The sequence below is a fragment of the Kitasatospora sp. NPDC053057 genome, from assembly GCF_044546945.1.
Taxonomy (GTDB): Bacteria; Actinomycetota; Actinomycetes; order Streptomycetales; family Streptomycetaceae; genus Kitasatospora.
The window spans coordinates 1-25,776 of the sequence record NZ_JBITZP010000046.1 but is presented as its reverse complement, the minus strand read 5'-3'; the positions used below and the strand labels follow the sequence as shown (position 1 = coordinate 25,776).

Genomic DNA, 25,776 nt, shown 5'->3' with positions numbered 1-25,776 from the left:
CGTGCGACCGCGCGCGCTCCACCGCGCCGGCCCGCATCCCGAACGGAACACGCTTCGCGTCCGGGCCCGACCCCAAGCAGCCGCGCCGGGCCCCACCGTCCAGAACGCGGGAGTTCGACCCCCACTCGAACACCACGCACCCCCACCCCCCTGGAGGGACGCATGAGAAGGTCAGTCAGTCAATGTCATGATCGCGTCATCGCTGCCGCTGCGGCGCTGTCGCTCGCGGTCACCGGCGCGATCGCCATCGCCGCGCCGCCCGCCCAAGCCGCGAGCTCCGTGTCGGTGTCGGTCGACGCCGCCCTGCAGCTCGCCACCGTCCCCGCCACCGGCGTCGGCGTGAACATCCCGGTCTACGACGCCAACATGAACTCCGCCGCCACCACCGGCCTGCTCAGCACGGCCGGCATCAACACCGTCCGCTACCCCGGCGGCAGCCACTCCGACGTCTACCACTGGCAGACCGGCACCGCCGAGAACGGCGCCTACGTCGCCCCGAACACCGGCTTCGACGCCTTCATGGGCACCGTGCGCGCCGCCGGAGCGCAGCCGATCATCACCGCCAACTACGGCTCCGGCACCCCGCAGGAGGCCGCCGCCTGGGTCCAGTACGCCAACGTCACCAAGGGCTACGGCATCAAGTACTGGGAGGTCGGCAACGAGGTCTACGGCAACGGCGAGTACAACGCCACCTGGGAGTACGACACCCACAGCAGCAAGAGCGCCACGACCTACGCGAACAACCTGGTGCAGTACGTCTCGGCGATGAAGGCGGCCGACCCGAGCATCAAGATCGGCGCCGTGCTGACCACCCCCGGCTACTGGCCGGACGGCATCGTCGGCCCGGGCGACACCATGGACTGGAACCACACCGTCCTGTCGATCGCCGGCTCGAAGATCGACTTCGCCATCGTGCACGCCTACCCCACCAGCACCAGCCCGGCCGACCTGCTCACCAAGCCGCAGGCCCAGAACGCGAACATCGCCGGCGCCGTGCGCTCACTGATCAACCAGTACGCCGGATCCAACGCCCCCAACGTCGGCATCGCGGTGACCGAGGCGAACGCCCAGGCCTACCTGGACACCTCCCCCAACGGACTGTTCGCGCCGGACAACTACCTCACCTGGCTGGAGAACGGCGCGTTCAACGTGGACTGGTGGGACCTGCGCAACGGCACCGACTGCACCAAGGTGACCACCGTCGAGGGCGCCACCGACTACAACGACGGCGGCATGGTCTCCAGCGGCTCCTCCTGCGAGCCGCCCGCCAACACGCCCTTCCCCGCCTACTACGGCACCCAGATGATCAGCAGGCTGGGCTCGCCCGGGGACACCCTGGTCAAGGCCGCCAGCTCGTCCTCGCTGCTCTCCGCGCACGCCGTCCGCCGCGCCAACGGCGACGTGGACGTCATGCTGATCAACAAGGACCCGAACAACGACGCCACGGTGAACCTCTCCTACACCGGGTTCACCCCCTCCTCCGCCACCCCGACCGTCCACTCCTACCTCAAGAACGCCAACTCGATCGGCACCGCCCAGAGCGGCAGCCCGACCACCCAGACCGTGCCCGCCTACGGCATCACGGTCGTCCAGATGCACCCGACCAGCGCGGCCTGCCGGGTCGTCTACAACAAGAACGAGTGGTCGGGCGTCATGGTCGGCAACGTGACCGTCGTCAACAACGGCCTCGGCCAGGTCAACGGCTGGTCGCTCGGCTTCACCTTCCCCGGCGACGACAGCATCACCAATAGCTGGAACGCCTCGGTGTCGCAGAGCGGCCCCAGCGTCAACGCCGGGAACGTGTCCTACAACGCCGCCGTCCCGCAGGGCGGCAGCGTCCAGTGGGGCTTCAAGGCCACCTGGTCCGGCAGCGACGCCAACCCCTCCGCCTTCTGGTTCAACGGCGCCTCCTGCGCGATCGGCTGAACCCGATGAACCGGTGGTGCCCCGAGCTCCCCGGGGCCCGGGGCACCACCCCGCCACACGAAACACCGAAAGGAACCGACCGCGTGTCAGTCCAGCCCGATCCCGCCACCACAGTCCCCAACCCGGTGATCCCCGGCTTCCACCCCGACCCCAGCATCTGCCGCGTGGGCGACGACTACTACCTCGTCTGTTCCACCATGGAGTACTTCCCCGGCATCCCCGTCTTCCACAGCCGCGACCTGTTCAACTGGACGCAGATCGGCAACGCCCTCGACCGACCGAGCCAGCTGCGCCTGCCTCGCGAGTCCCCGTCCTCCGCCGGGATCTACGCCCCGACGCTGCGCCACCACGACGGCCGCTTCTGGCTGATCGTCACCAACGTCAGCGGCGACGGGAACATGCTCTTCACCGCCACCGACCCGGCCGGCCCCTGGTCCGACCCGATCCGGCTGCCCGGCGTCCCCGGCATCGACCCCGACCTCGCCTGGGACGAGGACGGCACCTGCTACTGCACCGTCGCGGGCGTCTCCCAGGTCCGCCTCGACCCGGCCACCGGCGAGACCATCGGCGAGCCGCAGCGCATCTGGTCCGGCGCGCCCGGCGCGATGGCTCCCGAGGCCCCGCACCTGTACCGGATCGGCGAGTTCTGGTACCTGATGATCGCCGAGGGCGGCACCGAGCGCGGCCACGCCGTCTCCATCGCCCGTGGCACCTCGCCCTCCGGCCCGTTCGAGCCGTGCCCGGCCAACCCGGTCCTGACCCACCGCGGCATCAACCATCCCATCCAGAACACCGGGCACGCCGACCTCGTCCAGGCGCCCGACGGCTCCTGGTGGATGGTGCTGCTCGCCGTCCGGCCGCGCGGCGGCACCCCCGCCTGGTACGTGCTCGGCCGGGAGACCTTCCTCGCCCCGGTCGAGTGGGTCGACGGCTGGCCGGTGGTCGGCCAGGTCACCCCCGAACTGCCCACCCCCGCCTGGCCGCTGCACCCCGTGCCCGCCGTCCCGGCCCGGGACGACTTCGACCAGAGCGACCTGCACCCGCAGTGGATCTCGGTACGGAGCCGTCCGGAGAATCTGGTCACCACGAAGGAACGTTCCGGCTGGCTCACCCTGCGCGCCGCCGGCGCCTCCCTCGACGAGAACGACGTGGTGTTCGTCGGCCGGCGCCAGCAGCACCTCGGCTGCCGGGCCCGCACCCTGATCGACCCCGCCGGGGGACGCGGCGGCCTCGCCGTCCGCATGGACGAGGACCACCACTACGAGATCGAGGCGGCCGACGGCGAGGTGAAGGTGATCGCCCGGATCGGCTCGATCCGCACCGAGGTCGCCTCCCGCCCCGTGCCCGCCGGGGCCGTGGTGCTCGGCGTGGACGTCGTCCCGCGCGAGACGCGAGGCCCGCGCACCGGCCCCGACGACATCGTCCTCGGCGTCGAGGAGCCCGACGGCACCTTCACCGCGCTCGCGAGCCTCGACGGCCGCTACCTCTCCACCGAAGTGGCCGGCGGCTTCACCGGCCGGGTCATCGGCATGTACGCCGCCGAAGGCACCGTCCACTTCGACCGGTTCGACTACGAGCCCCTCCCGCTCCCCTGACCACCCGTCAGGGGCTCCCTCACCCCGTTCACCCGAAGGGACAATCCCGTGAACGACGCACCGCAGACCGCACGCCCCCGCAACCGCCGCCTCCAGCGCACGGCCGGCCTCGTGGTGGCCCTGGTCACCACCGGCGCCCTCTGCGCCGGCACCGCCGTCGCCGCCCCCGCCGAGAAGGCCCCGTCGGCGGCCGAGGCCGCCGGGCTCAGGGTCCCCAACAACCCGATGACCGCCGTGGCGCAGATGCAGCCCAGCTGGAACCTCGGCAACACCCTCGACGCCCTCCCCGACGAGACGTCCTGGGGCAACCCGCTCACCACCAAGGCCACCTTCGACGGCCTCAAGGCCCAGGGCTTCCGCAGCGTCCGGATCCCGGTCAGCTGGTACCCGCACCAGTCCGCCACCGCCCCGTACACCATCGACCAGACGTGGATGAAGCGGGTGAAGCAGGTGGTCGACCTCGCCCTGGAGGACGGCCTCTACGTCGAGATCAACGTCCACCACGACTCGTGGCAGTGGATCAAGTACATGTCCACCAACCACGACAACATCGTGGCCAGGTTCAACTCCACCTGGCAGCAGATCGCCACCGCCTTCAAGGACGAGCCGCGCACCCTGCTCATGGAGAGCATCAACGAACCGCAGTTCGACGCCGCGACCGACGCCCAGAAGACCCAGTACCTGCGCGAGCTCAACACCTCGTTCCACAACATCGTGCGCAACTCCGGCGGCAAGAACAAGGACCGCCTGCTCGTCCTGCCCTCGGAGCAGACCGGCAACGCCCAGAACCTGCTGGACGACCTGTCCACCACGATGAACTCGCTGCACGACCGCAATCTGGTCGCCACCGTGCACTACTACAGCTGGTACCCGTTCAGCGTGAACATCGCGAACGACCCGACCTACGACGCGAAGGCCCAGTCGGACCTGACCGAAGGCTTCGCCCGGGTGCACGACACCTTCGTCGCCAAGGGCATCCCCGTCTACCTCGGCGAGTACGGCCTGCTCACCTCGCCCTACTCCGGCGTGGTCGAGCGCGGCGAGATGCTCAAGTACTTCGAGCACGTCAACTACGAGGCGCGGCGCAACGGCATGACCTCCGCCGTCTGGGACGCCTACAACGACTTCCTGAACCGCGGCACCATGCAGTGGATGGTCCCCGAGATGAAGGCCCTGATCCAGAGCTCCTGGCGGACCCGCTCGGGCACCGCCTCCACCGACAACGTCTTCCTGCCGAAGTCCGGCCCCATCGCCGCGCAGACCATCACGCTGAACCGCAACGGGCTCTGGTTCACCGGCCTGTGGCAGGGCGACCGCCCGCTGATCCCGTACGTCGACTACACCGTCGATGGCGACCGGCTCACCCTGACCGCCGACGCCCTCACCCGGCTCGCCGGCGACCGCGCCGCCGGGGTCAACGCCACCCTCGAAGTCCGGTACTCCGACGGCGTCCCGTGGAAGCTCTTCGTGCGCTCGTACGACAAGCCGACCATGGCCAACGCCATCGGGACGCTCGACGGGCTCACCATCCCCACCCGGTTCAACGGCTCCCTGATGGCCAACGTCCAGTCCACCTACGCCGACGGCACCGCCGCCGGTCCCGCCTCCTGGACCACCTACCAGTCGTTCGACAACCTCCGTGCCGACTACGGCGCCAACACCACGACCCTCAAGCCCGACTACGTCAAGTCCCTCAAGGACGGCGTCCCGGCGACGTTCACCTTCCGCTTCTGGACCGGCGACACCGTCACCTACACCGTCACCAAGTCCGGCAGCACCGTCACCGGCACCGTCTCCTGACCCCTGTTCCGCCCCGCCCCGGTTGCCTCCCCGGCAGCCGGGGCGCCTTCACGTCTCCGAGGTGCACCCATGGTCCCGCTGCCCCCGCGCGTCCTGTTCGGCGCCGCCTACTACCACGAGTACCAGCCGTACGAACGGCTCAAGGCCGACCTCGACCTGATGGCGGAAGCGAAGTTCACCGTCATCCGGGTCGGCGAATCGGTCTGGTCCACCTGGGAGCCCGAGAACGGCCGCTTCGAACTGGACTGGCTGTCCCCCGTGCTCGACGGCGCCCACGAGCGCGGCATCGCCGTCGTGCTCGGCACCCCCACCTACGCCGTGCCGCCGTGGCTGGCCCGGCAGTACCCGGAGATCGGCACCGACCACGCGACGGGCCGCCGGACGGGCTGGGGCGCCCGCCAGGAGGCCGACTTCTCCCATCCCGCGTTCCGCCACCACGCCGAACGCGTCACCCGGGCGATCCTCGCCCGGCACGCCGCGCACCCGGCCGTCATCGGCTTCCAGGTCGACAACGAGCCCGGCCTGCGCCTGCCGCACAACCACGGCGTCTTCCAGCGGTTCGTCGACCACCTGCGGCACACCTACGGCGACGTGGAGACTCTCAACCGCGAGTGGGGCCTGGTCTACTGGTCGCACCGCCTCTCCACCTGGGCCGACCTCTGGACGCCCGACGACAACCAGCAGCCGCAGTACGACGTCGCCTGGCGGGCGTTCCAGGCCCGCCAGACCACCGAGTTCATCGCCTGGCAGGCCGGGATCACCCGGGAGTACGCCCGCCCCGACCAGTTCGTGACCACCTGCCTCGCCTACAACCACCCCGCGCTGGAGGACGACGAGATCACCGACGCCCTCGACGTCACCGCGGGGAACCCGTACTACGAGATGCAGGACGCCCTCGCGCTGCCCGACCCCACGCCGGACGACCACGAGCAGCAGTGGAAGACCACCGGCGTGTGGGCGCTGTACCAGAGCGCCGACCGGATCTTCTCCTCCCGGCAGGAGCCGTTCCTGGTCACCGAGACCAACGCCCAGGCCATCAGCGGCACTTCGGAGAACCGACCGGCCTTCGACGGCCAGTGGCGGCAGGCCGCCTGGGCGCTCGTCTCACGCGGCGCGCGGATGATCGAGTACTGGCACTGGCACACCCTGCACTTCGGCACCGAGACGTACTGGGGCGGGATCCTCCCGCACAGCGGCAAGCCCGGCCGGGTCTACGCCGAACTCGCCCGGCTCGGAGCCGAGTTCGAGACCGCTGGGCCGCTGGTCGCCGGGATCGAGCCCGACGCCGACATCGCGGTGGTCTACTCGATGCCCAGCAAGTGGCTGATGCAGAAGTATCCGCCGCTGGCGAGGCCGGACGGCGCCCCGGATCAGACCTCCTACCACCGCCTCTTCGACCCCTTCTACCGCGGCGCGTTCGAGACCGGCCGCCAGGTGCGGATCCTGCACGCCCGCCAGCTGCACGACGCCCGGGGCGAGCGCGCGGGCCTGGCCCCCGAGGCGGCCGCGCGGCGCCACCCCGTGCTGGTCGTCCCCGGGCTCTACCTCGCCGAGGACTCCCTGCTCGACTGGCTGGCGGCCTACGCCGAGGCCGGCGGCCACCTGGTGCTCGGCCCCCGCACCGGCTACGCCGACCAGGAGGCCCGGGCCCGCCACCAGACCGCCCCGCCGCGCCTCGCGGCCGCCGCGGGCGTCTGGTACGACGAGTTCAGCAACCTGCCCGCGGACCTGCCAGTGCGCGCCGCCCCCGACAGCCCGCTGTCGCTTACGGCGGGTGCCACCGCGACCCGCTGGGTGGAGGGCCTCACCACCACCGACGCCACGGTGCTGGCCGGGTACGACCACCCGCACTTCGGCCGCTGGCCCGCCGTCACCACCCGGGCCCACGGCGCGGGCCGGGTGACCTGCGTCGGCACCGTGCCCGGGCGCGACCTGGCCCGGGCACTGGCCGCCTGGCTGGCCCCCTCCCCGGCGAGCGGCTGGCGCGAGCTGCCCGCCTCCGTGACCGCGACCACCGGGACGGCCCCGGACGGGCGTCGCGTCCACGTGGTGCACAACTGGAGCTGGCAGCCCGTCGACGTGCCGGCGCCCGTGGCGCTCGTGGACGTCCTGGCCGGCACCTCGGTGACCGCAGGCCAGCCGGTCCCGCTCGGCGCCTGGGACGTGCGCGTCTTCGTCGCGGACTGAACGCGAAGGGGGCGGTGGGCTCCTCCGGGCCCGCCGCCCCGCTCTCCGCCCACCCCGCTCTCCGCCGCCCCGTTCTCCGCCGGTGGCCGCTCCGCTACTCGGCCGAGAAGCAGTAGACCGTCATCGAGCGGAACTCCTCCCCCGGGCGCAGGACGGTGGAGGGGTACTCGGGGTGGTTGGGCGAGTCCGGGAAGTGCTGGGTCTCCAGCGCGATGCCCGCGTACGCGCCGTACGGGCGGCCGGAAGGCCCGCTCAGCGTGCCGTCGAAGTGGTTGCCCGTGTACACCTGCAGCCCCGGTTCCGTCGTCAGGCACTCGACCCGCCGGCCGCTGGCCGGGTGGCTCAGCACGGCGACCCGCCGGAACCCGATCCCGTCCAGCACCCAGTTGTGGTCGAAGCCGGCTCCGGCCCGGCGGATCTGCTGGTCCCCGTCGACGACGCGGTCCCCGATCCGCCGGGCCTCGCGCAGGTCGAAGGGCGTGCCCAGGACGCGCGCGACGGGCCCGATCGGGATCAGCTCGGCATCGACCGGGAGGTAGCCGCGGGCCTCGACGCGCAGCAGGTGGTCGAGCACCGTGCCGGTGCCCTCACCGGCCAGGTTGAAGTACGTGTGGTTGGTGAGGTTGACCACCGTCGGCGCGTCCGTGGTCGCCCGGTAGCCGATCCACAGCCGGCCCGCCGGGTCGAGCAGGTAGGTCGCCTCGACGGTGAGCGCGCCCGGGAAGCCCTGGTCGCCGTCCGGGCTGTGCAGGCGCAGGCGCACCCCCGCCCGCCGGCCCTCCCGGACCGGCACGCCGTCCCAGAGCCGGGTGGCGAAACCGTCCCTCCCGCCGTGCAGGGTGTGGCCTGTCGGCTGGGTGGTGAGCCGGTGCGTCGTGCCGTCGAGCGGCAGGACGCCGCCGGCGATCCGGTTGGCGTAGCGGCCGACCGTCGCACCGAAGTACGCGCCTTCTCCCAGCAGGTCACCGACGCGCTCGCAGCCGAGCACGACGTTCGCCCGCCGCCCCTCCCGGTCCGGCACGTGCAGGGCCTGGAGGCGGGCGCCCAGACTGAGCACCTCCGCCCGCACGCCCGACGGCGAACCGATGGTCCAGCGCGTGACGGACCGCCCGTCCGGCAGGGTCGCGGCGACTCCCTGGGAGACCGTCAGTTCGCCCGGGGACACGAGTGCGTCTTTCGGCACGGGGGTGCTCCGTTCCTTGCGGGGCCGGTGGGGAAACGGGCGACGCCCGCCGCGAGGGCGGGCGTCGTCGGTCCGGGACGGACGGCTCACAGGCCCTGGGCCAGGCGGTGGTAGGCCTGGTTCCAGCGCAGTTCCTTGGTGAACCGGCGGATGGACGTGTCGTCGTCGATCACCAGGAGTTCCACCCCCAGCATCTCGGCGAGGTCGTCGAGCTCCTCGGTGCCGATCGCGCCGGAGAGCACGGTGTGGTGGGGCCCGCCGGCCGTCAGCCACGCCTCGGTGGAGGTGTGGAGGTCCGGGCGCGGCTTCCACACCGCCCGGGCGACCGGCAGGTTGGGCAGCGGCGCCCACGGCGCGACCACGTCCACCTCGTTGGCGACCAGCCGGAACCGGTCGCCGAGGTCCGCGAGGCCGACCACCACGGCCGGGCCGGGCTCGGCGTCGAAGACCAGACGGACCGGGTCCTCCCGCCCGCCGATGGACAGCGGGTGGATCTCGCAGGAGGGGGTGCCGGCCGCGATGCTCGGGCAGACCTCCAGCATGTGCGCGCCGAGGATCAGCTCGCTGCCGAACTCCAGGTGGTAGGTGTAGTCCTCCATGAAGGAGGTGCCGCCGGCCAGTCCGCCGGCGGTCACCTTGAGGGTGCGCAGCAGGGTGGCGGTCTTCCAGTCGCCCTCGCCGCCGAAGCCGTAGCCGTCGGCCATCAGCCGCTGCACCGCGAGGCCGGGCAGCTGGCGCAGCCCGCCGAGGTCCTCGAAGTTGGTGGTGAAGGCCTTGAAGCCGCCCTGCTCCAGGAAGCCGCGCAGGCCGAGCTCGATGCGCGCCGCGTAGCGCAGCGAGTCGTGCCGCTCCCCGCCGGCCCGCAGCTCGGGCACGAGGCGGTAGCTGTCCTCGTACTCCTTGACCAGCGCGGTGACGGCGCCGTCGTCCGCCGCGTCCACCGCGGCGACCAGGTCGTTGACACCGTAGGTGTTGACGGAGACCCCGAACCGGCGCTGGGCCTCGACCTTGTCGCCCTCGGTGACGGCGACGTCGCGCATGTTGTCGCCGAAGCGGGCGAGCTTGAGGCTGCGCAGTTCGGCGCGGCCGGCCGCGGCGCGGGCCCAGGTGGCGACCCTGGCGGCCACGGTCGGGTCGCTGACGTGTCCGGCGACGGTCTTGCGGGCGACGCCGAGGCGGGACTGGATGTAGCCGAACTCGCGGTCGCCGTGGGCGGCCTGGTTCAGGTTCATGAAGTCCATGTCGATGGAGTCCCAGGGCAGTTCGACGTTGGCCTGGGTGTGCAGGTGGAGCAGTGGCTTCTGCAGGGCGTCCAGTCCGGCGATCCACATCTTGGCCGGCGAGAAGGTGTGCATCCAGGCGACCAGGCCGATGCAGTCGTCCGCGGAGTTGGCCTCCAGGCAGACCCGGCGGATGGCGCTCGCGTCGGTGAGGACGGGCTTCCAGACCACCTCGACCGGCATGGCCGGGTCGTCGTTCAGGGCCGCGGCGATCTGCCGGGACTGCTCCGCGACCTGGCGCAGCGTCTGCTCGCCGTAGAGCCCTTGGCTGCCGGTCAGGAACCAGACCTGGCGTCCGTCCAGTGGCTTCTTCACGGGGTGGCTCCTTACTACCGGGCCTGGGGCTGGCCGTAGACGTTCTGGTAACGGAAGTTGAGGCTGTCGATGTCGGCCTGGGCGATCGGCAGGGGCTCGCCGAGCTGCCGGGAGAGGTGGACGGTGCGGGCCACGTCCTCGCACATCACGGCGGCCTTCACGGCGGCCTTGGCGTCCTTGCCGATGGTGAAGACGCCGTGGTTCTGCATCAGGACGGCGGGCGAGCGGTGGCCCTTGAGGGTGTCCACGATGCCGCGGCCGATCGAGTCGTCACCGATCAGGGCGAACGGGCCGACCGGGATCTCGGCGCCGAACTCGTCGGCCATCGCGGTGAGTACGCACGGGACGGCCTCGCCGCGGGCCGCCCAGGCGCAGGCGTAGGTGGAGTGGGTGTGGACCACGCCGCCGACCGCGGGCAGGTGGCGGTACACGTAGGCGTGCGCGGCGGTGTCGGAGGAGGGTGCGTGCCCGCCCTCGACGACCCTGCCGTCGAGGTCGCACACGATCATGTTCGCGGGCGTCAGCTCGTCGTAGGAGACGCCGCTGGGCTTGATGACCAGCAGGTCCTCGCCGGGGACGCGGGCGGAGACGTTGCCGGCGGTCCAGACCACCAGGTTGTAGCGGACCAGTTCCTGGTGGAGGTCGCTGACCTGGCGGCGGATGCGGTCGATGGTCGCGTTCACAGAGCCTCGCTCGGGGTGGTGAGGGCGGCGTTGCGGATGTCACGCAGACGGTGCAGGAGCTTGTCGGCGCCGAGGCCGAAGTGGTCGTGCAGGGCGCGGTACTCGGCGAAGAGCCGGTCGTACGTGTCGGCGGCGGCCCGGTCGGGCTGGTAGGCGCCCTGGTGCACCCGGCCCATCGCGGCGGCCGCGGTCCGGACGTCCGGGTAGGCTCCGGCGGCGATGGCGGCGTGGATCGCCGAGCCGAGAGCTGGGCCCTGCTCGGACTCGGCGACCGAGACCGGGCGGCGCAGCACGTCGGCGTAGATCTGCATCAGCAGGGCGTTCTTCTTGAGCCCGCCGGTGACGATGAACTCGGTGACGGGGACGCCGCCCTGCTCCAGGGCCTCGACGATGACACGGGTACCGAAGGCGGTGGCCTCCAGCAGGGCCCGGTAGATCTCCTCGGGGCGGGTGGCCAGGGTGAGGCCGACGATCACGCCGGACAGGTGGTGGTCGACCAGGGTGGAGCGGTTGCCGTTCATCCAGTCGAGTGCCACCAGGCCGTGCGCGCCCACGGGTTGGTCGGCGGCCTTGCGGGTGAGCAGCCGGTGCAGGTCCTCGCCGTTCGCCTCGGCCTCGGCCAGGTAGTCCGCGGGCACGCCTTGGCGCAGCCACCAGGCGAAGATGTCGCCGACGGCGCTCTGGCCGGCCTCGTAGCCGTAGGAGCCGGTCACGATGCCGTCCTCGACCACGCCGCAGATGCCGGGGACGTCGGCGAGGGTGGCGCCGTTGACCACGTGACAGGTGGACGTGCCCATGATGGCGAGGAGTCGGCCGTTGTCGACGGCCCGGGCGGCCGGTGCGGCCACGTGGGCGTCGACGTTGCCGGCGGCGACGGCGATGCCGGCGGGCAGGCCGGTCCACTCCGCGGCCTGCGCGGTGAGCCCGCCGACCCGGGTGCCCAGCGGGGAGAGCGGGTGCTCCAGGCGGGTACGGGCGAAGTCGGCGAACTCCGGGTGGAGCGCGGCGAGGTAGTCCTCGCTCGGGTAACTCCCGTCCTGGTGGATGCCCTTGTAGCCGGCCGTGCAGGTGTTGCGGCTCTCGGCGCCGGTGAGCTGCCAGACGATCCAGTCGGCGGCCTCGATCCAGCGCTCGCAGGCGGCGTAGACGGCCGGGTCCTCCTCCAGCAGTTGCAGCGCCTTGGCGTACTGCCACTCGGCGGAGATCCGGCCGCCGTACCGGGAGATCCACTTCTCGCCGCGGGCGTGGGCCAGCGCGTTGATCCGGTCCGCCTGGGGCTGCGCGGCGTGGTGCTTCCAGAGCTTGGGCCAGGCGTGCGGGTGGGACGCCCAGGTGGTCGTCTCGGCCAGCGGGGTGCCGTCGGCGAGCACCGGCAGGACGGTGCAGGCGGTGAAGTCGGTGGCGATGCCGATGACGTGGGCGGGGTCGACGTCGGCGGCGGTGAGCGCGGTCGGGACGGCGGTGCGCAGCACCTCGCGCCAGTCCGCGGGGTGCTGGAGCGCCCAGTCCGGCGGGAGCGGCCGGCCGGTGCCGGGCAGCTCGCGCTCGATGACGGCGTGCGGGTAGTCGTGGACGGCGGTGCCCATCTCCTCGCCGTCCCGGACCCGGACCACCACGGCGCGGCCGGAGAGGGTGCCGAAGTCGACGCCGACGACGTACCGGTCGGCGTCGTGGGCGGCAGGGGTCACGGTCACGTGCTCATCCTTCGTACGGGAGGCCTGCGTTGTGGTCTGTCGCCGGAGCGGTCCTCGACCGGGGCAGGGCGGACCGCACCGGCGACAGCTTCATTCCGCCGCCCCACCCTCAGGAGGCGGCGGAACGCGGAGCCGTCGGCCGGGCACACGGAAGCGGGATGCGGTGGCCCGGCCGGCGGAGAGGGAGGGAGCGAGCGTCGTTGTTAACGCTCACGGAGATTGTTAGCGCTAACAAACGGCATGTCAAGGGAAGTCAACAGGCAGAACCCGTAACCGTGAACCCCGGTACGCGGGCACGCCGGTCACCCGCCGGGGACGGGCCACCGGCTCAACGGCGGATGGCCGGCCCCACGCTGCGTCGCAGCACCAGCTCCGGGGAGATCTGCACATGGGTCGGGGAGTGCGCGCCACCCTCGAGCTCCGCGACGAGCAGTTCCAGGGCCCGCTTGCCGAGTTCACCGAAGTCCTGCCGCACCGTGCTCAGCGGCGGGGTGAAGTACGCGGCCTCCGGAATGTCGTCGAAGCCGATCACGCTGATCTCCTCCGGGACCGCCCGGCCGGCCTCGTGGAGGGCGCGCAGCAGGCCGAGGGCCATGTGGTCGTTGGCGCAGAAGACGGCGGTGACCTCGCGCAGTCGGGCGATCCGCAGGCCCGCCTGGTAGCCCGAGCGGGCACTCCAGTCGCCGCGCTCCACCTCCGGCACGGGGCGCCCGGACGCCCGCAGCGTGAGGCGCCAGCCCTCCTCCCGGTCCTGGCTCTCCAGCCAGTTGGCCGGCCCCGCCAGGTGGTGGACGGTGTGGTGGCCGAGGTCGAGCAGGTGGCCGGTGGCCTCGCCGGCACCGTAGCGATTGGCCACCGACACCATGGGCACCCGGGTCTGGTTGCCCGACCCGACCGCGACCAGTGGCACGGAGCTGGAGAGCCGGGCCACCGCGCTGACGGCGGAGATCTGCGGCGCGATCACCACGACGCCCTCCACCCCCTGGTCGCGCAGTCGGTCGACGGCCTCCTGGACCGAACGGCCGTCCAGGGAACGCAGGCTGGTCACGCTCACGAAGTACCCGGCGCTGCGCGCGGCCCGCTCGATTCCGTCCAGCATCGAGGCCGGGCCGTAGAGGGTCGAGTCGAAGCTGACCACCCCGAGCGTCTGCGAGCGGCGGGTGACCAGGGCGCGGGCGGCGGAGTTGGGCCGGTAGTCCAGCTCCCGTATGGCGGCCAGCACCCGGTCCCGGGTGTCGGGCCTCACGTGCGGGGCGCCGTTGAGCACCCGGGACACCGTCTGGTGGGACACGCCCGCCAGTTTCGCCACGTCCGCCATCACGGGCTGGCGCTGTTCCGTCCCGGCGCTGTCGGTTCCCACTCGCAGTCCCCTCCTCGGTTGTGGACCACAGTACGCGACCAGGTCCAGGCCAATCCGTCACCCTCGGTTCAACCGGCGGCTCCCCTTCATACCAGCCCGGGGGCCGCCGACATGTGCCAATGTCACCAAGTTAACGCTCACACCTCCGCCGCGGGGGCGCTTGCCATGTCACGGTCCCCCTGTTCACAGTCGACAGCAGCCCGTGATCCCTGCGGCACGCAGCGCATTCAGGTCGGGCGGATCGGGTCGAGGGAAGCGACGCGCCGCGCACCCGGCCCAGACCGGTCTGCTGACGGTGAAGGTGTGCCCGCTCCCCGGCCCGTATGACGCCCGGCTCGTCGCCGATCGCCGGCGCTTCACCGCTTCCGCTCCTCCGATCACCACGAGCGGGCGTGAAAGATCATCTATCCGGAGATGCGCCTGCGAACCAGTGCCCGCTCCGCCTCGGGCAGCGCGTCGGCGACCAGGAGTCGCGGCAGCTGGTCCGGTTCGAGTGTCATCGCGCGGAAGACGACTTCGACGGTCACCTCGTGATCGGGCCGGTGCACGATCTCGACTGGGTCGCCGGCCCGGATGGACCCTGGTTCGAGCACTCGCAGATAGGCACCCGGCACCGCGGCCTGGGTGAAACGCGTGATCCAGCCCTCCCGTTGCAGCCAGCCCTGGAACGTCGCGCACGGGATCCGCGCGCAGGAGACCTCCAGGACCACGACCGACCCGATCCGCCAACGCTCACCGATCAGGGCGCCGTTGACGTCGAGGCCGACGGTCGTGAGGTTCTCTCCGAAGACGCCGTTGGCAAGCCGCGTCCCCAGTTCGACCTCCCAACCGTCGAGATCCTCGCGGGCGTAGGCATAGACGGCCTGATCGGAACCGCCGTGGTGCTGCACGTCGTAGACGCGGTCGCCGGCGAGGCCCACCTCACCGGTGCCCTTCGGACCGGGGGCGGTGACCATGACCGGACCGTCAACAGGCTGCTTGTCGATGCCCGTCGCGCCGAGGCCCTTCCACGGGTTGGGTCGGGGCCTGCCTACATTGACGGAGAGCAGCTTCATGCCCGCAACGGTACGGACCCCTGCGCGCCGGGGGCGACTCATTTCCCTGCCACCTCTCGGAATCGATCTTCCAGCCCGGCCGGTTGCGGCAGCGGCGGTCGTTCGCCACGCACGGGCCGCCGCCCCTGACCGCCTGCGGCCGGGTACCGGCTCCGCGGGCTGCGCGGAGCCGGTACCCGGCCGGAGCGGGTTGTCAGCCGAGGCTCCACTTCTGGTTGTCGCCGCCCCAGCAGTTCCACAGCTGGACGGGCGTGGCGTCGGCGGTGAGCCCCCCGGCGACGTCCAGGCAGCGGCCGGACTGGACGCCGGTGACGCTGCCGTCGGAGTTGAACCGCCACTGCTGGTTGGCCCCTCCGTTGCAGGGCCAGGTCACCACCTTGGTGCCGTCGGCCGTCCCGCCGCCGTACGCGTCCAGGCAGAGCGTGGTGCCGGAGACGTTCACCGTGAACTGTCCGTCAGCGGTGCGGGTCCAGGTCTGGTTCGACCCTCCGGAGCAGCTGTAGATCTGCGCCTGGGTCCCGGGGGTGGTGGAGGCGTTCGGGACGTCCAGGCACTTGCCCGAACCGGCGCCGCGCAGCGCCCCCGTGGCGGTCGCCGGCGAGCTGGCGTAGCCGGCCGCGACGATGTTCGCCTGGACGGCGTTCTCGGTGCTCTCCGACGGGTAGCCGGAGGTCATCACGCCCTCGTAGAAGGTGCCGCGGGCGCCCTTGCTGTTGTCGCCGCCGATGCCGAGGATGATCGCGCCCTCCTTGTGCATCGGGTTGTAGCCCGCCACGTTCGGGCGCGGACCGAAGTAGAAGGTCGACAGCCCGCCGGACTGGGCGTCGCCGGCGCGGATCGCCCACTGGTTCGGGGCGCCCTTGACCATGGCCGTCAGGTAGCGGTGGTTCACCGTCGGGTCGTTGGCGTTGTACCCCGCGTTGGCGCCGGAGAACAGGCCGTTCTCCAGGTCGGCCATCACCCAGGGGCCGGGCCCGGTGCCGTAGCCCCAGACCTTGATGTTGCCGAAGTAGATGGCCTCCATGTGACCGTTGCCGGTGTCGTTGCTGCTGGTCTCGGCGTTGCCGTAGTCGAAGCAGCAGCCGCCGTTGTAGTGGGTGCCGTCGAGGATCGCGTACATCCCCTCGGGCTGGTCGCCGGTGGCGACGCCTGAGGTGTGGTTGTTGCGGTAGCCGGTGCCTTGCGCGACGTACACGCCGTAGGCCCGGTGACCGTTCAGCGTGGTGGGCGCCAGCGTCGCGTCCGCGAGGTTGTCCGGGCCCGGCGCGGCCCCGCCGCCCGGGGCCTGGGTGAGGTGGTTGTGCCGAGCACTCTGGTCGTAGATCACGGTGATCACGCAGGTGGTGCCGGCGCAGAAGGAGTCCTGGGCGGCGGCGTCGGCGTAGCCGCCGGTGCCGAGCACCCCGATGTCCCGCAGCGCCTGGTCCGAGGACCGCCGGACTTGGTACAGCGGCCCGCCGTATCCGGCGTAGAGCGCGCGGGTGGTGCTGTGCGCGGCCACGCAGGGTGTGCCGCCGGCGGCGTAGATGTCGCACGGCCCCTGCGTGGCTGCCTGGGCCACACCGCTCGTCGCGGTGGCGCCGGCCAGGGCGCCGACCAGGACGGCGAGGGCCGCCCCGGCCCGGGCGAGGCGACGCAGTGCGCCGCCTCCACGGGGGGTCCTGTTGTTGTCACTCATGGTGTCTCCCTGCTCGTCGTCGAGCGCGGCTTTGGGGAAAGTGAGCGCTAACAATCCCGCCCGCAGCGACGTACTTCAGCCCGGGGCGGGAGGTGGAGGGGTTCCTGGCCGGTGACAGTGCCCTCACCGACCGTGTCCCGTCAAGACTTCTGACGCATCTGCACCGAGAAAACCCGCCGTTCGGACCTGAGTGACCGTCGGCCTGCTACTTTTCCATTGCCGCAAGGTGGTTGACGCTGGGCAATGTGAGCGCTCACACTCCAACACCGGCGCATCTGAGCACCCGCGCCGGTTCGCCGCACCTTTCACTTGCTCCCCCCACCCACCGGCAGCGATCGAGAGGAACCACCCCATGCGCGCTCCCCTGCCCCGGCTTTCCAGAGCCGCCCGCGTCGCGTCCGCCGCGATCGTCGTACTGGCACTGGCCGTCGGCTGCAGCAAGCAGGGCGCCGGTGACTCCGGCCCCTCCGCCGGCGGCTCCCCGGCCGCCGCGCCCGCGATCCAGGGCGACATCACCTTCAACGACGACAACCTGACCCGCCTCGACGCCGCCCTCAAGGCGGCCCTCCAGGGCAAGGACCTGTCCCAGCTGGACCTGGCCATGGTGGTCAACGTCGCCGTGGACTACTGGAACGCCGGAAAGGCCGGCTTCACCAAGGGTCTCGCCGACCTCGGCGTCAAGGGCACCTTCCAGGCCCCGGCGAACGGCCGGCTGGACCAGCAGCTGTCCATCCTCCAGACCCTGCGCGGCCAGGACATCTCCGCCTACTCGCTCTCCGCGATCGATCCGACGGCCGTCAAGTCGCCGATCCAGTCCGCCGGTTCGGCGGGCATTCCGGTGCTGGCGATCGACTCGCCGCTGCCCGCCGAGGACGGCGCCGCGCTCTACCTCGGCACGCCCAACTACCAGGCCGGAAAGCGGGCCGGCGAGGCGATGAAGGCCGCGCTGGGCGGTCGGGGCAAGGTCGTGGTGCTGGTCGGCTCGCTGACCGCGTCCAACGCCGTCGAGCGCATCCAGGGCTTCGAGGACGCGCTGAAGGGCACCGACGTCAAGGTGTCCAACAAGCTCGCCGACAACATGGACGCGGCCAAGGCCCTCACCAATGCGCAGACCGCCATCCAGACCGACCCGGGCGTGACCGGCCTGTACGGCGTCTACTCCTACGACGGCCCCTCCGCCGCGCAGGCCGTGCAGGCCGCGGGCCGGGCCGGCAAGGTCAAGGTGGTCTCGGACGACAGCGACGCCCAGACCCTGACGTTCATCCAGCAGGGCGTCATCCAGGCGACCGTCGTCCAGTCGCCCTACCAGCAGGGCTACACCGGCGCCTACCTGCTGGCCGCGCTCAAGGTGCTCGGCAAGGACGCCACGATGGCCATCGTCAAGCCGTTCCTGGAGTCCGACGGCAGCACCTTGAGCTCCGGGGTCGGCGTGGTGACCCCGGACAACCTCGACGCCTTCCGCGCCAAGCAGACCCAGCTCGGCATCACCGGATGACCGGGACAGGCGCCCGCACCCCCGATCGGCCGGCCGTGGCCCTGCGCGCGGTGCGCAAGAGCTACGGGCCGGTCACCGTGCTGGACATCCCCGACCTGAATCTGATGCACGGTCAGATCACCTGTGTGGTCGGGGAGAACGGTGCCGGGAAGTCGACCCTGATGGGAGTGCTGTCCGGCACCGTCTCCCCCACCGCCGGTGAGGTGCTGATCGCGGACCGCCCCCTGCAGCCGGGCCGGCCCGACCACGCGAAGGCGCTCGGCGTCAGCCTGGTGGCGCAGGAGTTCCCGCTGGTCGGCCGGATGAGCGTGGCCGAGAACCTGCTGCTCGGCCGGCGCACCCAGGCCGCCCAGGGCGCCGGGCCGCTGCGCCGGGCCCTGTTCGACCGCGCCGGCACCCGGCGTGAGGCCCGCGAACTGCTGACCGACATCGGCGTCGAGGGCGTCGACGTCGACCGGCCGGTGGAGCGGCTGCCCGTCCCGCTGCGGCAGATGATCGAGATCGCCAAGGCCTGGGGCAACCGGCCGCTGGTCCTGATCCTGGACGAGCCGACCTCCTCGCTCGGGCCGGTCGAGGCCGGGAAGGTCCTCGCCCTCGCGCGCCGGCACGCCGCGACCGGCGGCGCGGTGCTGTTCATCGGCCACCGGCTGGACGAGGTGCGGGACGTCGCCGACCGCGTGCTGGTGCTGCGCGGCGGCCGCCTGGTCGCGGACCTCACCCCGGCCGAGGCCACCGAGGCGCGGATGATCCGCGAGATGGTCGGCGGCGAACTCGCCCGCGACGTCGCCGTACGCCCCGTCCCCGATGCGGCCCGCACCGTCCTGACCGCCCGGGGGCTGACCGCCCACGGCCTCGGGCCGGTCGACCTGGAGCTGAGGGCCGGTGAGATCGTCGGGGTGGCCGGGCTGATGGGCTCGGGCCGCAGCCGGCTGCTGCACACCCTGATGGGCGCGCAGCCCCGCACCGGCGGCGAGGTCGAGTTGGGCGGGCGGCGCTTCCGCCCGCGCCACCCCGCCGACGCGGTCGCCGCGGGTATCGGCCTGGTGCCGGAGGACCGCAAGGAGCAGTCCCTGCTGCTCTCCCACCCGGTGCGGTGGAACGCGACGCTGGCCACCCTGCGGCGCGACTCCTGGCACGGCGTGCTCACCCCGAGCGGCGACCGGGCGCGTTCGCGCCGGATCATCGAGGACCTGGGGGTGCGGCTACGGAGCCAGGAGCAGCCGATCGGCGACCTGTCCGGCGGCAACCAGCAGAAGGTCGTGTTCGGGCGGTGGCTGCACGCCGCCCCCGAGGTGCTGCTGCTCGACGAGCCCACCCGCGGCGTCGACGTGGGCGCCAAGGCCGAGATCTACCGGCTCGTCGACCGGGCCGCGGCGGACGGTCTCGCCGTCCTGGCCGCCTCGTCCGAACTGGAGGAACTGCTGTGGATCTGCCACCGGATCCTGGTGATGGCCCACGGACGGATCGTCGCCGACCTGCCGCGCGAGCACTTCAGCAAGGAACGGATCATGACAGCGGCCACCAGCCGGCCGGAGCCGGCGGCAAGCACGGAGGCGACGATATGACCACCCGGACCGCTCCCGCCCGGGAGAAGACGCAGGCGCCGGCCCGGAGCCGGCTGCGCGTGCTGGTCGACACGCCCGAGGTGGGTGTCGTCCTCGCCTGCGTCGCCGTGTTCGCGGCGCTGGCGCTGGCCCGGGACACCTTCGCGAGCGCGGTCAACCTCCAGGGCATGGGCGCCGACCTGGCGCAGTACGGGCTGATCGCGATCGCCGAGTCGCTGGTCATCCTGACCGGCGGCATCGACCTGTCGGTGGGCGCCCTGCTGGGCACCAGCGTGATCCTGATGTCCTGGTTCAACGTGCGGGCCGGACTGCCCGCCGGCCTGGCGGTGTTGGCCACCCTGGCCGTCGCCGGACTGGTCGGGCTGATCCACGGACTGGCCGTCACCCGGCTGCGGATGCCGCCGTTCGTCGTCACCCTGGTCACCTACACCGTGGCGCAGGGCGTGACCCTGGCGATCACCTCCGGCACCTCGATCGTCGGCATCTCCCCGTTCTTCGGCGACATCGGCCAGAGCTACCTGGCCCAAGTCCCGGTGCCGCTGGTGCTGTTCGCGGTGGTCGCCGTCGCCGCGTGGTTCTTCCTGGAGCGCACCTACGCCGGGCGGCAGGTCTACGCGGTCGGCGGCAATCCCGAGGCGGCCAGGCTGGCCGGCATCCGCGGCGACCGGCGGGTGGTGTCCATGTACGTGGCCTCCTCGCTGGTGTCGGCCTTCGCCGGGATGCTCGTGCTGGGCCGGATGGGGGTCGGCTCCGCCAGCGGCGTCGGCGTCGGCTGGGAGCTGCTGGCGATCGCAGCCGCGGTCATCGGCGGGGTCAGCCTGACCGGGGGTCAAGGGCGTGTCCTGGGGATCGTGGCCGGTGCCGTCCTCCTGGAGCTGATCAACAACGGGCTGACCACCCTTCAGGTCAACTCCGACTACACCAACATCGTGCTCGGCTGCGTCCTGGGCCTGGCCATCACGGCCGACCGGCTGCGCGCCCGGCACATGGCGAGGCGGTCCTGAGTCTTCCGCTCGCCATCGGCACGCCCGGACATCCTTGACCGGGCCGGCTCGCCCCCGCCGTGGTCCGGCGGGGGATTTGCCGTGCCCACGGGTCGGCGGGCGGACCCGGCAGCCCCGGGACGGCCCCCGGTAACGACCGCGGGCGGCCTCCCTCCCCGCCTCATCGACACCGGCCGTCACGCCACCACGGCCCGGCGCGCGGCCTCGGCGGGCGGCGGGACCACAGAGCGCTCGGCGAGCCGGTGGCGCAGCGCGTCGAGCTGGGTCAGGCAGGTGTCGAGGGAGGCCGTGACGCCGCTCATCTCCGCCTGGAGCTGCGCCCCGACGGCGTCCAGCCGGTGCAGCAGCCGCTGCCAGCGTTCCTGGGCGGCGGTGGCGGGGTCAGGTGCGGCGCCGGTTGCTGTCATCGCGGAGCTGGGAGGTGCGGCGGGCGAGGGCGTCGAGGCGGGTGGTGAGATCGCCGTGGTCGGCGCCGATGTGGGGGCGCATGTCGGTGAGCGGGGTGATGAGGTCGGCGGCGTCCGTGGTGCCGAGGGCGGCGGTCAGGGCGGCTTGGGCGAGGCGGGCGTCGGAGGCCAGCCCGGCGGCGGTGATCTGGGCGGCGAGGATGCGAAGCTCGGCGGCGTTGGCCCGGGCCCAGGCGGTGATGGCCCGGTCGGCGGCGCGGCGGTCGCGGACGGCCTTGACGCGTTCCGCTCCGGTCTCCGTGGCGGTGCGGCGAGTGGTTCCGGCGGGGCGCAGACGCAGGTAGCGGTTCTCGGCGGCCTGCCGGCTGGCGACGCCCATGGGGTGCGCGAGGTCGGCCCAGGTGGCGCCGGCCGCCCGGGCGGTCTCCACCAGGCCGGCTTCCCAGCCGGCGAGCTGGGTCCGGAGTTCGCGCAGCAGCACCAGGGCGGCCAGCGCCTGGGCCGCGTCCGCTTCCTCGGGAGCCTGACGCGGCGCGCCCGCACGGGGCCGGGCGGCGTCGGGGGCCTGGGCGGTGCGGACGGCGTCGTCGATGGCGGCCAGCGCCGCCGCGGCGGCGGGAAAGGAGACGGGCTCGGCGGGGGCGGTCGCGGACTTCGGGGGCTTCTCGCTCATACCGTCATGCTAACGATGACATCTACCATTTGTCATCGGACGGACGACGTGCTACAACGGTTCCAGGTGAAGCGCACTGGCACCCATCGATCCGAGTGGAGGTGTTTCGCGATGCTGTTGCGCACCGACCCGTTCCGCGAGCTGGACCGGCTGACCCAGCAGTTCCTGGGCACGACCGGCACCTGGTCCCGGCCCACGCCGATGCCGCTGGACGCGTACCGCGCCGGCGACCAGTACGTGATCTGCTTCGACCTGCCCGGGGTGGACCCGGACGCGATCGACATCGACGTCGAGCGGAACATGCTGACCGTCAAGGCGGAGCGCCGTCCCCGCCACCAGGGCGACGACGTGAAGTGGGAGCTGTCCGAACGGCCGCTCGGCGTGTTCTCGCGGCAGGTCATGCTCTCCGACACGCTCGACCCCGAGGGAATCACCGCGGACTACGATGAGGGCGTCCTGACCCTCCGCATCCCCGTCGCCGAGCGGGCCAAGCCCCGCAAGGTCGAGATCAGTCACAGCGGTACCCGCAAGCAGATCCAGGCCTGATCCGGCCCCGGTACCAACCCGCGCCGCCCCGAGAACCCCCCGGGGCACGCGAGAGGTCCTCGCCCGTTCCCCTCCGAGCCCGCCCGCCGTGCGCGGGCGGGCGGGACAACGAGTACCCCCATGTACGACCAGGTCCCCGTTCCGTTCGTGGTGCGGGCGCGCGGCGAGATCGACCTCGACACCGCGCCCCGCCTGTACCGTGACCTGGCCCGTGCGCTGGCCGCACACCGCGAGGTGGTGGTCGACCTGTCGGGCGTGACGTTCATGGACTGTTCGGGCCTGCGCGCCCTGGTCCGGGCCCGCGACCAGGCCGACCGGCAGGGCTCACAGCTCGTTCTGCGGGGTGTCTGCCGCTCCGTGGCCCGGCTGTTCGAACTCGCCGGTCTTGATCACCACCTGCTCCCCATCACCTGCCCACCGAGACCGTCGCACGACCCCGCGAACGGACGGCCCGGCGTCGAAGGGAGGATCCGCCGTGACGCTCCGATGGGAGACGTTCCTGGAACAGATCCACGAACGCGGCGAATACGACACCGCCGGCGAGGCCGAACGCGCGGCCCGCGTCGTGCTGGCCCTGCTCGGCGCCCACCTGGTGGGCGACGTGCGGGCCCAGCTCGCGGCCCGCCTGCCCGAGGCCCTCGCCCTGGTCCTGCTCAACCCCCTGCAGGCGGCCGAGCCGCTCAGCCCGGAACGCTTCGTGCGCGCCGCCGCCGCCTGGATCGAGGGCGCCACCGAACAGACCGCGCTCTGGGACATCGGCGCCGTGCTGTCCACGGTCGCCGACGCGGCCGGTGACGAACTCATGGAACGCGTCCTGCTCCAACTGCCGCCCGGCTACGAGCTGCTCTTCGGCCGTCCCGCTCCCGGCCACCGCCCCTGACCCCCACCGCTGACTCCCGTCCCCGCTCCCGCCACGCGCCGCCGCGCATACCGCGGCGGCCCGCCCCGGAAGGCCACGCCCCATGACCCGGCACCGCCGCCTGATCCAGCAGGTCCGCAGCAACGGCCGCTACCGCACCGACGAGGAAGCCGACCGCGTCCTGACCGCCGTCCTGACCCAGCTCGGGGCCCAGCTGACCGGCGAGGAGCGCTGCGACCTGGCCGCCGCCCTGCCCGAACGGGCCCGAGCCGTGTTCGCCGCCCAGATCCCGCTGCCCGAACCCGTCAGCGCCCCCGCCTTCGTCGAGGCCCTCGCCCGCACCCTCGGCACCACCCTGACGGCCGCCCGCTGGGACGCCTCCTCCGTGCTGACCGCCCTCGCCACCGTCGCCGACCAGGACCTCACCGACCGCCTCCTCACCCGCCTCCCGCGCGGCTACGCCCTGCTCTTCGGCCGCGCCGACCTGGCCGCCGCCGCCTGAACCGGCAGGCGGTCGCCGCTGCGCGCGCGTCGCAGGCGGGGCGTAGCGGGCACCCGGCGGATTCGTCCTGGAGGGCATCCTGCGCGAGTACTTCTACCTGGACGGACAGCACCACGACGCCGTGATCTGGTCATTGCTGCGACACGAGTACTACGCGGTGCTGGAGGACATGCGGCGCGCCGATCCGGGCTTCGTGATGCCGGACGCCGTACCCGAGAAGGACAAGGCGGAGGCCCGCCGGATCGTCGCCGACTACATGACCAGCACGGCCGGCGAGACCTCCGCCCGCATCCTGCTGGAACGCGTCGCCGGAGAGTCGCCGCGGCAGGCGGCGCGAGCTCCCCGGAGCAGGGTTCGGCACTCCGCCTCCCGCCGGTCGGCCCCAGGTATGGCGAAGGTAATGACGAGCGCAATGTTATCGCTAACATCAGTCTCGGCGAACGTGGTATCGTCGGGGCCGGATGCCACTGCCGAGGAAACTCCGGTCCGGCTCCGAAAAGACCCCGGACTGCCGGTCGTGAAGTCGGCCGCCGGGCCCGAATCCGGGCCCCTTCCGGTCTTCTGACAGTCCCTTCCCGCACTCCCCCGTTGTGAGAAGGCACTGGCGGCCGCCCTCCTCCCGGCGGCGACCGGAAGGGTCCCACCATTTCCCCGGAATTCGCCGCAATCCAGAACTTCCGTCGGATCTTCACTTCGGTGACTATTCTCCGCCATTCCTGCCGTATAGGTTCTGCGTCATGGAGCTGGAGTTTCGTCATCTCAGGATGATCCGGGCCATCGCCGACGCCGGAAGCGTGACCAAAGCGGCGGACCGCCTGGGACTCGCCCAATCGGCGCTCTCCACCCAGCTGAAACGGATCGAAGCCGCCATGGGTGGGCGGCTGTTCGAGCGCGGCCGGGAGGGCGTGCAACCGACCCCGCTGGGCGTCCTGGTCCTGGAGCGGAGCCGGGTGCTGCTGCCCGCGATGCGTCAACTGCAGGAGGACGCCCTGCGCTTCGCGACCGCGGCGCGCGAGGACAGCGAGCTACGCCTGGGGGCGACCCACGGTCCGTTCCTGGGCGCGCTGGTCGACCGACTGGTGACGGCCCGGCCCGAGCTGACAGTGAGCACCCAGTCGTCCACCTCGGCCTCGGAGTTGGTGACTCGCGTGGTCGACGGGCGGTTGGACGTCGCCCTCACCGGGCGCTGCGGGCACCGCAAGTCGACGGGGGACGAACGACTGGAATGGCGCGAGATCACCGTCGACCCGGTGTTCGCCCTGCTCTCCGAGGATCATCCGCTGGCGCGGGAACGGGAGCTTGGACTCGAACAACTCGCGGGCGAGCGCTGGGCCTTGCCGCCCGGTGAGGGCTGCTTCGGCGAGTGCTTCGCGGCCGCCTGCGTGCGCGCGGGCTTCCTGCCCCGGACGGTGTACGAGGCCGACGCGGCCTCCTGCCTTCACCTCGTCCGCTCGAACCGGGCCGCCGCGCTGTGCCGGGCGACGTTCCCTCCGCCACCGGGAGTCGTGGTGATTCCGCTGACACCTGCCCAGTTGAGCTGGCGTCAGCTGATCTGCTGGCGTCCGCGCGCGCTCACGCGGAGGCTCGCGGACGAAGTGCTGTGCTACGCCAGGGCGGTGCATGCGGACGCGGTGACTCGCAACCCGGTGTACACGGCCTGGCTGCGGCAGCAGGAGGACGCGGCTGCCCGGGAGCACGGCGCTCCGCCGTCGGCAGCCCACTGACCCACCCGGGCCCGGCCGACCTCGACCCGCTCGACACCCGGCCGCCCCCGACCCGCCCGAAGCCCGCTCGACACCCCGCCGGACACGGCGCCCTGATCGGCCCTCCACTGTTACAGCTGGGTCCATCGCGTCGACACAGGGGCGTTTTGAGGCTCTTCTGATGTACCTGTGGGTGTGATCATGCGGGTTGGCGGCGTGGCAGGGTGGGTCGGTTGCCGCCGAGGCAGAGCATGACGAGGGCGATG

General features: G+C 72.1%; 21 protein-coding genes and 1 pseudogene. 13 read left to right on the top strand and 9 right to left on the bottom strand.

Annotated elements, in window-relative coordinates:
• Positions 1-162: 162 nt before the first annotated feature.
• The 4 genes from ACIG5E_RS32955 (at position 163) to ACIG5E_RS32940 (ending at position 7,508) form a co-directional block, all read left to right on the top strand.
• Positions 163-1,926 carry a cellulose binding domain-containing protein gene (locus ACIG5E_RS32955; RefSeq protein ID WP_396539768.1) on the top strand — a complete coding sequence of 588 codons (1,764 nt, stop codon included), beginning with the start codon at positions 163-165 and terminating at the stop codon, positions 1,924-1,926.
• 83 nt (positions 1,927-2,009) lie between these two features.
• A complete protein-coding gene (locus ACIG5E_RS32950; protein WP_396539766.1) occupies positions 2,010-3,521 on the top strand; it encodes a glycoside hydrolase family 43 protein in 1,512 nt (503 codons plus the stop codon).
• Between the two features lie 48 nt (positions 3,522-3,569).
• A complete protein-coding gene (locus tag ACIG5E_RS32945; RefSeq protein WP_396539764.1) occupies positions 3,570-5,321 on the top strand; it encodes a cellulase family glycosylhydrolase in 1,752 nt (583 codons plus the stop codon).
• 69 nt (positions 5,322-5,390) lie between these two features.
• Complete coding sequence (locus tag ACIG5E_RS32940; RefSeq protein ID WP_396539762.1) at positions 5,391-7,508, top strand: beta-galactosidase; 2,118 nt, start codon at positions 5,391-5,393, stop codon at positions 7,506-7,508.
• A gap of 94 nt (positions 7,509-7,602) precedes the next feature.
• Here ACIG5E_RS32940 and ACIG5E_RS32935 read toward each other — a convergent pair whose 3' ends face one another.
• From ACIG5E_RS32935 to ACIG5E_RS32905, 7 genes are all read right to left on the bottom strand, one after another.
• Positions 7,603-8,691, bottom strand: a complete 1,089-nt coding sequence (locus ACIG5E_RS32935; RefSeq protein ID WP_396539760.1) for an aldose epimerase family protein — start codon at positions 8,689-8,691, stop codon at positions 7,603-7,605.
• An 86-nt stretch (positions 8,692-8,777) separates the two neighbouring features.
• Positions 8,778-10,286 (bottom strand): L-arabinose isomerase, encoded by a 1,509-nt coding sequence (araA, locus tag ACIG5E_RS32930; protein WP_396539758.1) that lies wholly within the window; start codon positions 10,284-10,286, stop codon positions 8,778-8,780.
• Between the two features lie 14 nt (positions 10,287-10,300).
• On the bottom strand, positions 10,301-10,969 hold the full coding sequence (locus ACIG5E_RS32925) for an L-ribulose-5-phosphate 4-epimerase (RefSeq protein ID WP_396539756.1): 669 nt from the start codon (positions 10,967-10,969) through the stop codon (positions 10,301-10,303).
• The gene (locus tag ACIG5E_RS32920) at positions 10,966-12,663 is read right to left on the bottom strand and encodes a ribulokinase (protein ID WP_396539754.1); all 1,698 of its coding nucleotides are present in this window, start codon (positions 12,661-12,663) and stop codon (positions 10,966-10,968) included. Before ACIG5E_RS32920 ends, ACIG5E_RS32925 begins: the two co-directional genes overlap by 4 nt.
• A 328-nt stretch (positions 12,664-12,991) precedes the next feature.
• Positions 12,992-14,023, bottom strand: a complete 1,032-nt coding sequence (locus ACIG5E_RS32915; protein ID WP_396539752.1) for a LacI family DNA-binding transcriptional regulator — start codon at positions 14,021-14,023, stop codon at positions 12,992-12,994.
• A gap of 404 nt (positions 14,024-14,427) precedes the next feature.
• A complete protein-coding gene (locus tag ACIG5E_RS32910; protein WP_396539750.1) occupies positions 14,428-15,078 on the bottom strand; it encodes an MOSC domain-containing protein in 651 nt (216 codons plus the stop codon).
• Between the two features lie 193 nt (positions 15,079-15,271).
• Positions 15,272-16,756, bottom strand: a complete 1,485-nt coding sequence (locus ACIG5E_RS32905) for an arabinofuranosidase catalytic domain-containing protein (RefSeq protein WP_396539748.1) — start codon at positions 16,754-16,756, stop codon at positions 15,272-15,274.
• 352 nt (positions 16,757-17,108) lie between these two features.
• Here ACIG5E_RS32905 and ACIG5E_RS32900 point away from each other — a divergent pair, with 352 nt between their 5' ends.
• From ACIG5E_RS32900 to ACIG5E_RS32890, 3 genes are read left to right on the top strand one after another with little or no spacing between them, the layout of a single operon-like run.
• Positions 17,109-18,251 carry a substrate-binding domain-containing protein gene (locus ACIG5E_RS32900; protein ID WP_396539745.1) on the top strand — a complete coding sequence of 381 codons (1,143 nt, stop codon included), beginning with the start codon at positions 17,109-17,111 and terminating at the stop codon, positions 18,249-18,251.
• Complete coding sequence (locus ACIG5E_RS32895; RefSeq protein ID WP_396539743.1) at positions 18,248-19,816, top strand: sugar ABC transporter ATP-binding protein; 1,569 nt, start codon at positions 18,248-18,250, stop codon at positions 19,814-19,816. Before ACIG5E_RS32900 ends, ACIG5E_RS32895 begins: the two co-directional genes overlap by 4 nt.
• Positions 19,813-20,820, top strand: a complete 1,008-nt coding sequence (locus ACIG5E_RS32890) for an ABC transporter permease (RefSeq protein WP_396539741.1) — start codon at positions 19,813-19,815, stop codon at positions 20,818-20,820. Before ACIG5E_RS32895 ends, ACIG5E_RS32890 begins: the two co-directional genes overlap by 4 nt.
• A gap of 176 nt (positions 20,821-20,996) precedes the next feature.
• On the opposite strand, the gene ACIG5E_RS32885 is transcribed toward ACIG5E_RS32890, so the two are convergent.
• Both ACIG5E_RS32885 and ACIG5E_RS32880 read right to left on the bottom strand, forming a co-directional pair.
• Complete coding sequence (locus ACIG5E_RS32885; RefSeq protein WP_396539739.1) at positions 20,997-21,227, bottom strand: hypothetical protein; 231 nt, start codon at positions 21,225-21,227, stop codon at positions 20,997-20,999.
• Positions 21,202-21,900: a hypothetical protein gene (locus tag ACIG5E_RS32880; RefSeq protein WP_396539737.1), complete on the bottom strand. Its 699-nt coding sequence runs from the start codon at positions 21,898-21,900 to the stop codon at positions 21,202-21,204. Before ACIG5E_RS32880 ends, ACIG5E_RS32885 begins: the two co-directional genes overlap by 26 nt.
• 111 nt (positions 21,901-22,011) lie before the next feature.
• On the opposite strand from ACIG5E_RS32880, the gene ACIG5E_RS32875 reads away from it, so the two are divergent.
• The 6 genes and pseudogenes from ACIG5E_RS32875 to ACIG5E_RS32850 all read left to right on the top strand — a co-directional run bounded on the left by ACIG5E_RS32875 (position 22,012) and on the right by ACIG5E_RS32850 (position 25,531).
• Entirely contained in the window at positions 22,012-22,446 is a 435-nt protein-coding gene (locus tag ACIG5E_RS32875; protein WP_396539735.1) for an Hsp20/alpha crystallin family protein, read from the top strand.
• 120 nt (positions 22,447-22,566) lie between these two features.
• Positions 22,567-22,833: pseudogene (locus ACIG5E_RS32870) on the top strand (STAS domain-containing protein); the annotation flags it as partial.
• Between the two features lie 88 nt (positions 22,834-22,921).
• Entirely contained in the window at positions 22,922-23,326 is a 405-nt protein-coding gene (locus ACIG5E_RS32865; RefSeq protein WP_396539733.1) for a DUF2267 domain-containing protein, read from the top strand.
• 82 nt (positions 23,327-23,408) lie between these two features.
• On the top strand, positions 23,409-23,807 hold the full coding sequence (locus ACIG5E_RS32860) for a DUF2267 domain-containing protein (RefSeq protein ID WP_396539731.1): 399 nt from the start codon (positions 23,409-23,411) through the stop codon (positions 23,805-23,807).
• A gap of 121 nt (positions 23,808-23,928) precedes the next feature.
• Positions 23,929-24,372 (top strand): hypothetical protein, encoded by a 444-nt coding sequence (locus ACIG5E_RS32855; protein ID WP_396539729.1) that lies wholly within the window; start codon positions 23,929-23,931, stop codon positions 24,370-24,372.
• 172 nt (positions 24,373-24,544) lie between these two features.
• Complete coding sequence (locus ACIG5E_RS32850) at positions 24,545-25,531, top strand: LysR substrate-binding domain-containing protein (protein ID WP_396539727.1); 987 nt, start codon at positions 24,545-24,547, stop codon at positions 25,529-25,531.
• Positions 25,532-25,776: the final 245 nt, after the last annotated feature.

Coding starts and splice junctions, on each gene's coding strand:
- ACIG5E_RS32955 (WP_396539768.1), top strand. CDS start 163: ATGAGAAGGTCAGTCAGTCAATGTCATGATCGCGTCATCGCTGCCGCT.
- ACIG5E_RS32940 (WP_396539762.1), top strand. CDS start 5,391: ATGGTCCCGCTGCCCCCGCGCGTCCTGTTCGGCGCCGCCTACTACCAC.
- ACIG5E_RS32910 (WP_396539750.1), bottom strand. CDS start 15,078: ATGAAGCTGCTCTCCGTCAATGTAGGCAGGCCCCGACCCAACCCGTGG.
- ACIG5E_RS32905 (WP_396539748.1), bottom strand. CDS start 16,756: ATGAGTGACAACAACAGGACCCCCCGTGGAGGCGGCGCACTGCGTCGC.
- ACIG5E_RS32900 (WP_396539745.1), top strand. CDS start 17,109: ATGCGCGCTCCCCTGCCCCGGCTTTCCAGAGCCGCCCGCGTCGCGTCC.
- ACIG5E_RS32895 (WP_396539743.1), top strand. CDS start 18,248: ATGACCGGGACAGGCGCCCGCACCCCCGATCGGCCGGCCGTGGCCCTG.
- ACIG5E_RS32890 (WP_396539741.1), top strand. CDS start 19,813: ATGACCACCCGGACCGCTCCCGCCCGGGAGAAGACGCAGGCGCCGGCC.
- ACIG5E_RS32885 (WP_396539739.1), bottom strand. CDS start 21,227: ATGACAGCAACCGGCGCCGCACCTGACCCCGCCACCGCCGCCCAGGAA.
- ACIG5E_RS32880 (WP_396539737.1), bottom strand. CDS start 21,900: ATGAGCGAGAAGCCCCCGAAGTCCGCGACCGCCCCCGCCGAGCCCGTC.
- ACIG5E_RS32875 (WP_396539735.1), top strand. CDS start 22,012: ATGCTGTTGCGCACCGACCCGTTCCGCGAGCTGGACCGGCTGACCCAG.
- ACIG5E_RS32860 (WP_396539731.1), top strand. CDS start 23,409: ATGACCCGGCACCGCCGCCTGATCCAGCAGGTCCGCAGCAACGGCCGC.
- ACIG5E_RS32850 (WP_396539727.1), top strand. CDS start 24,545: ATGGAGCTGGAGTTTCGTCATCTCAGGATGATCCGGGCCATCGCCGAC.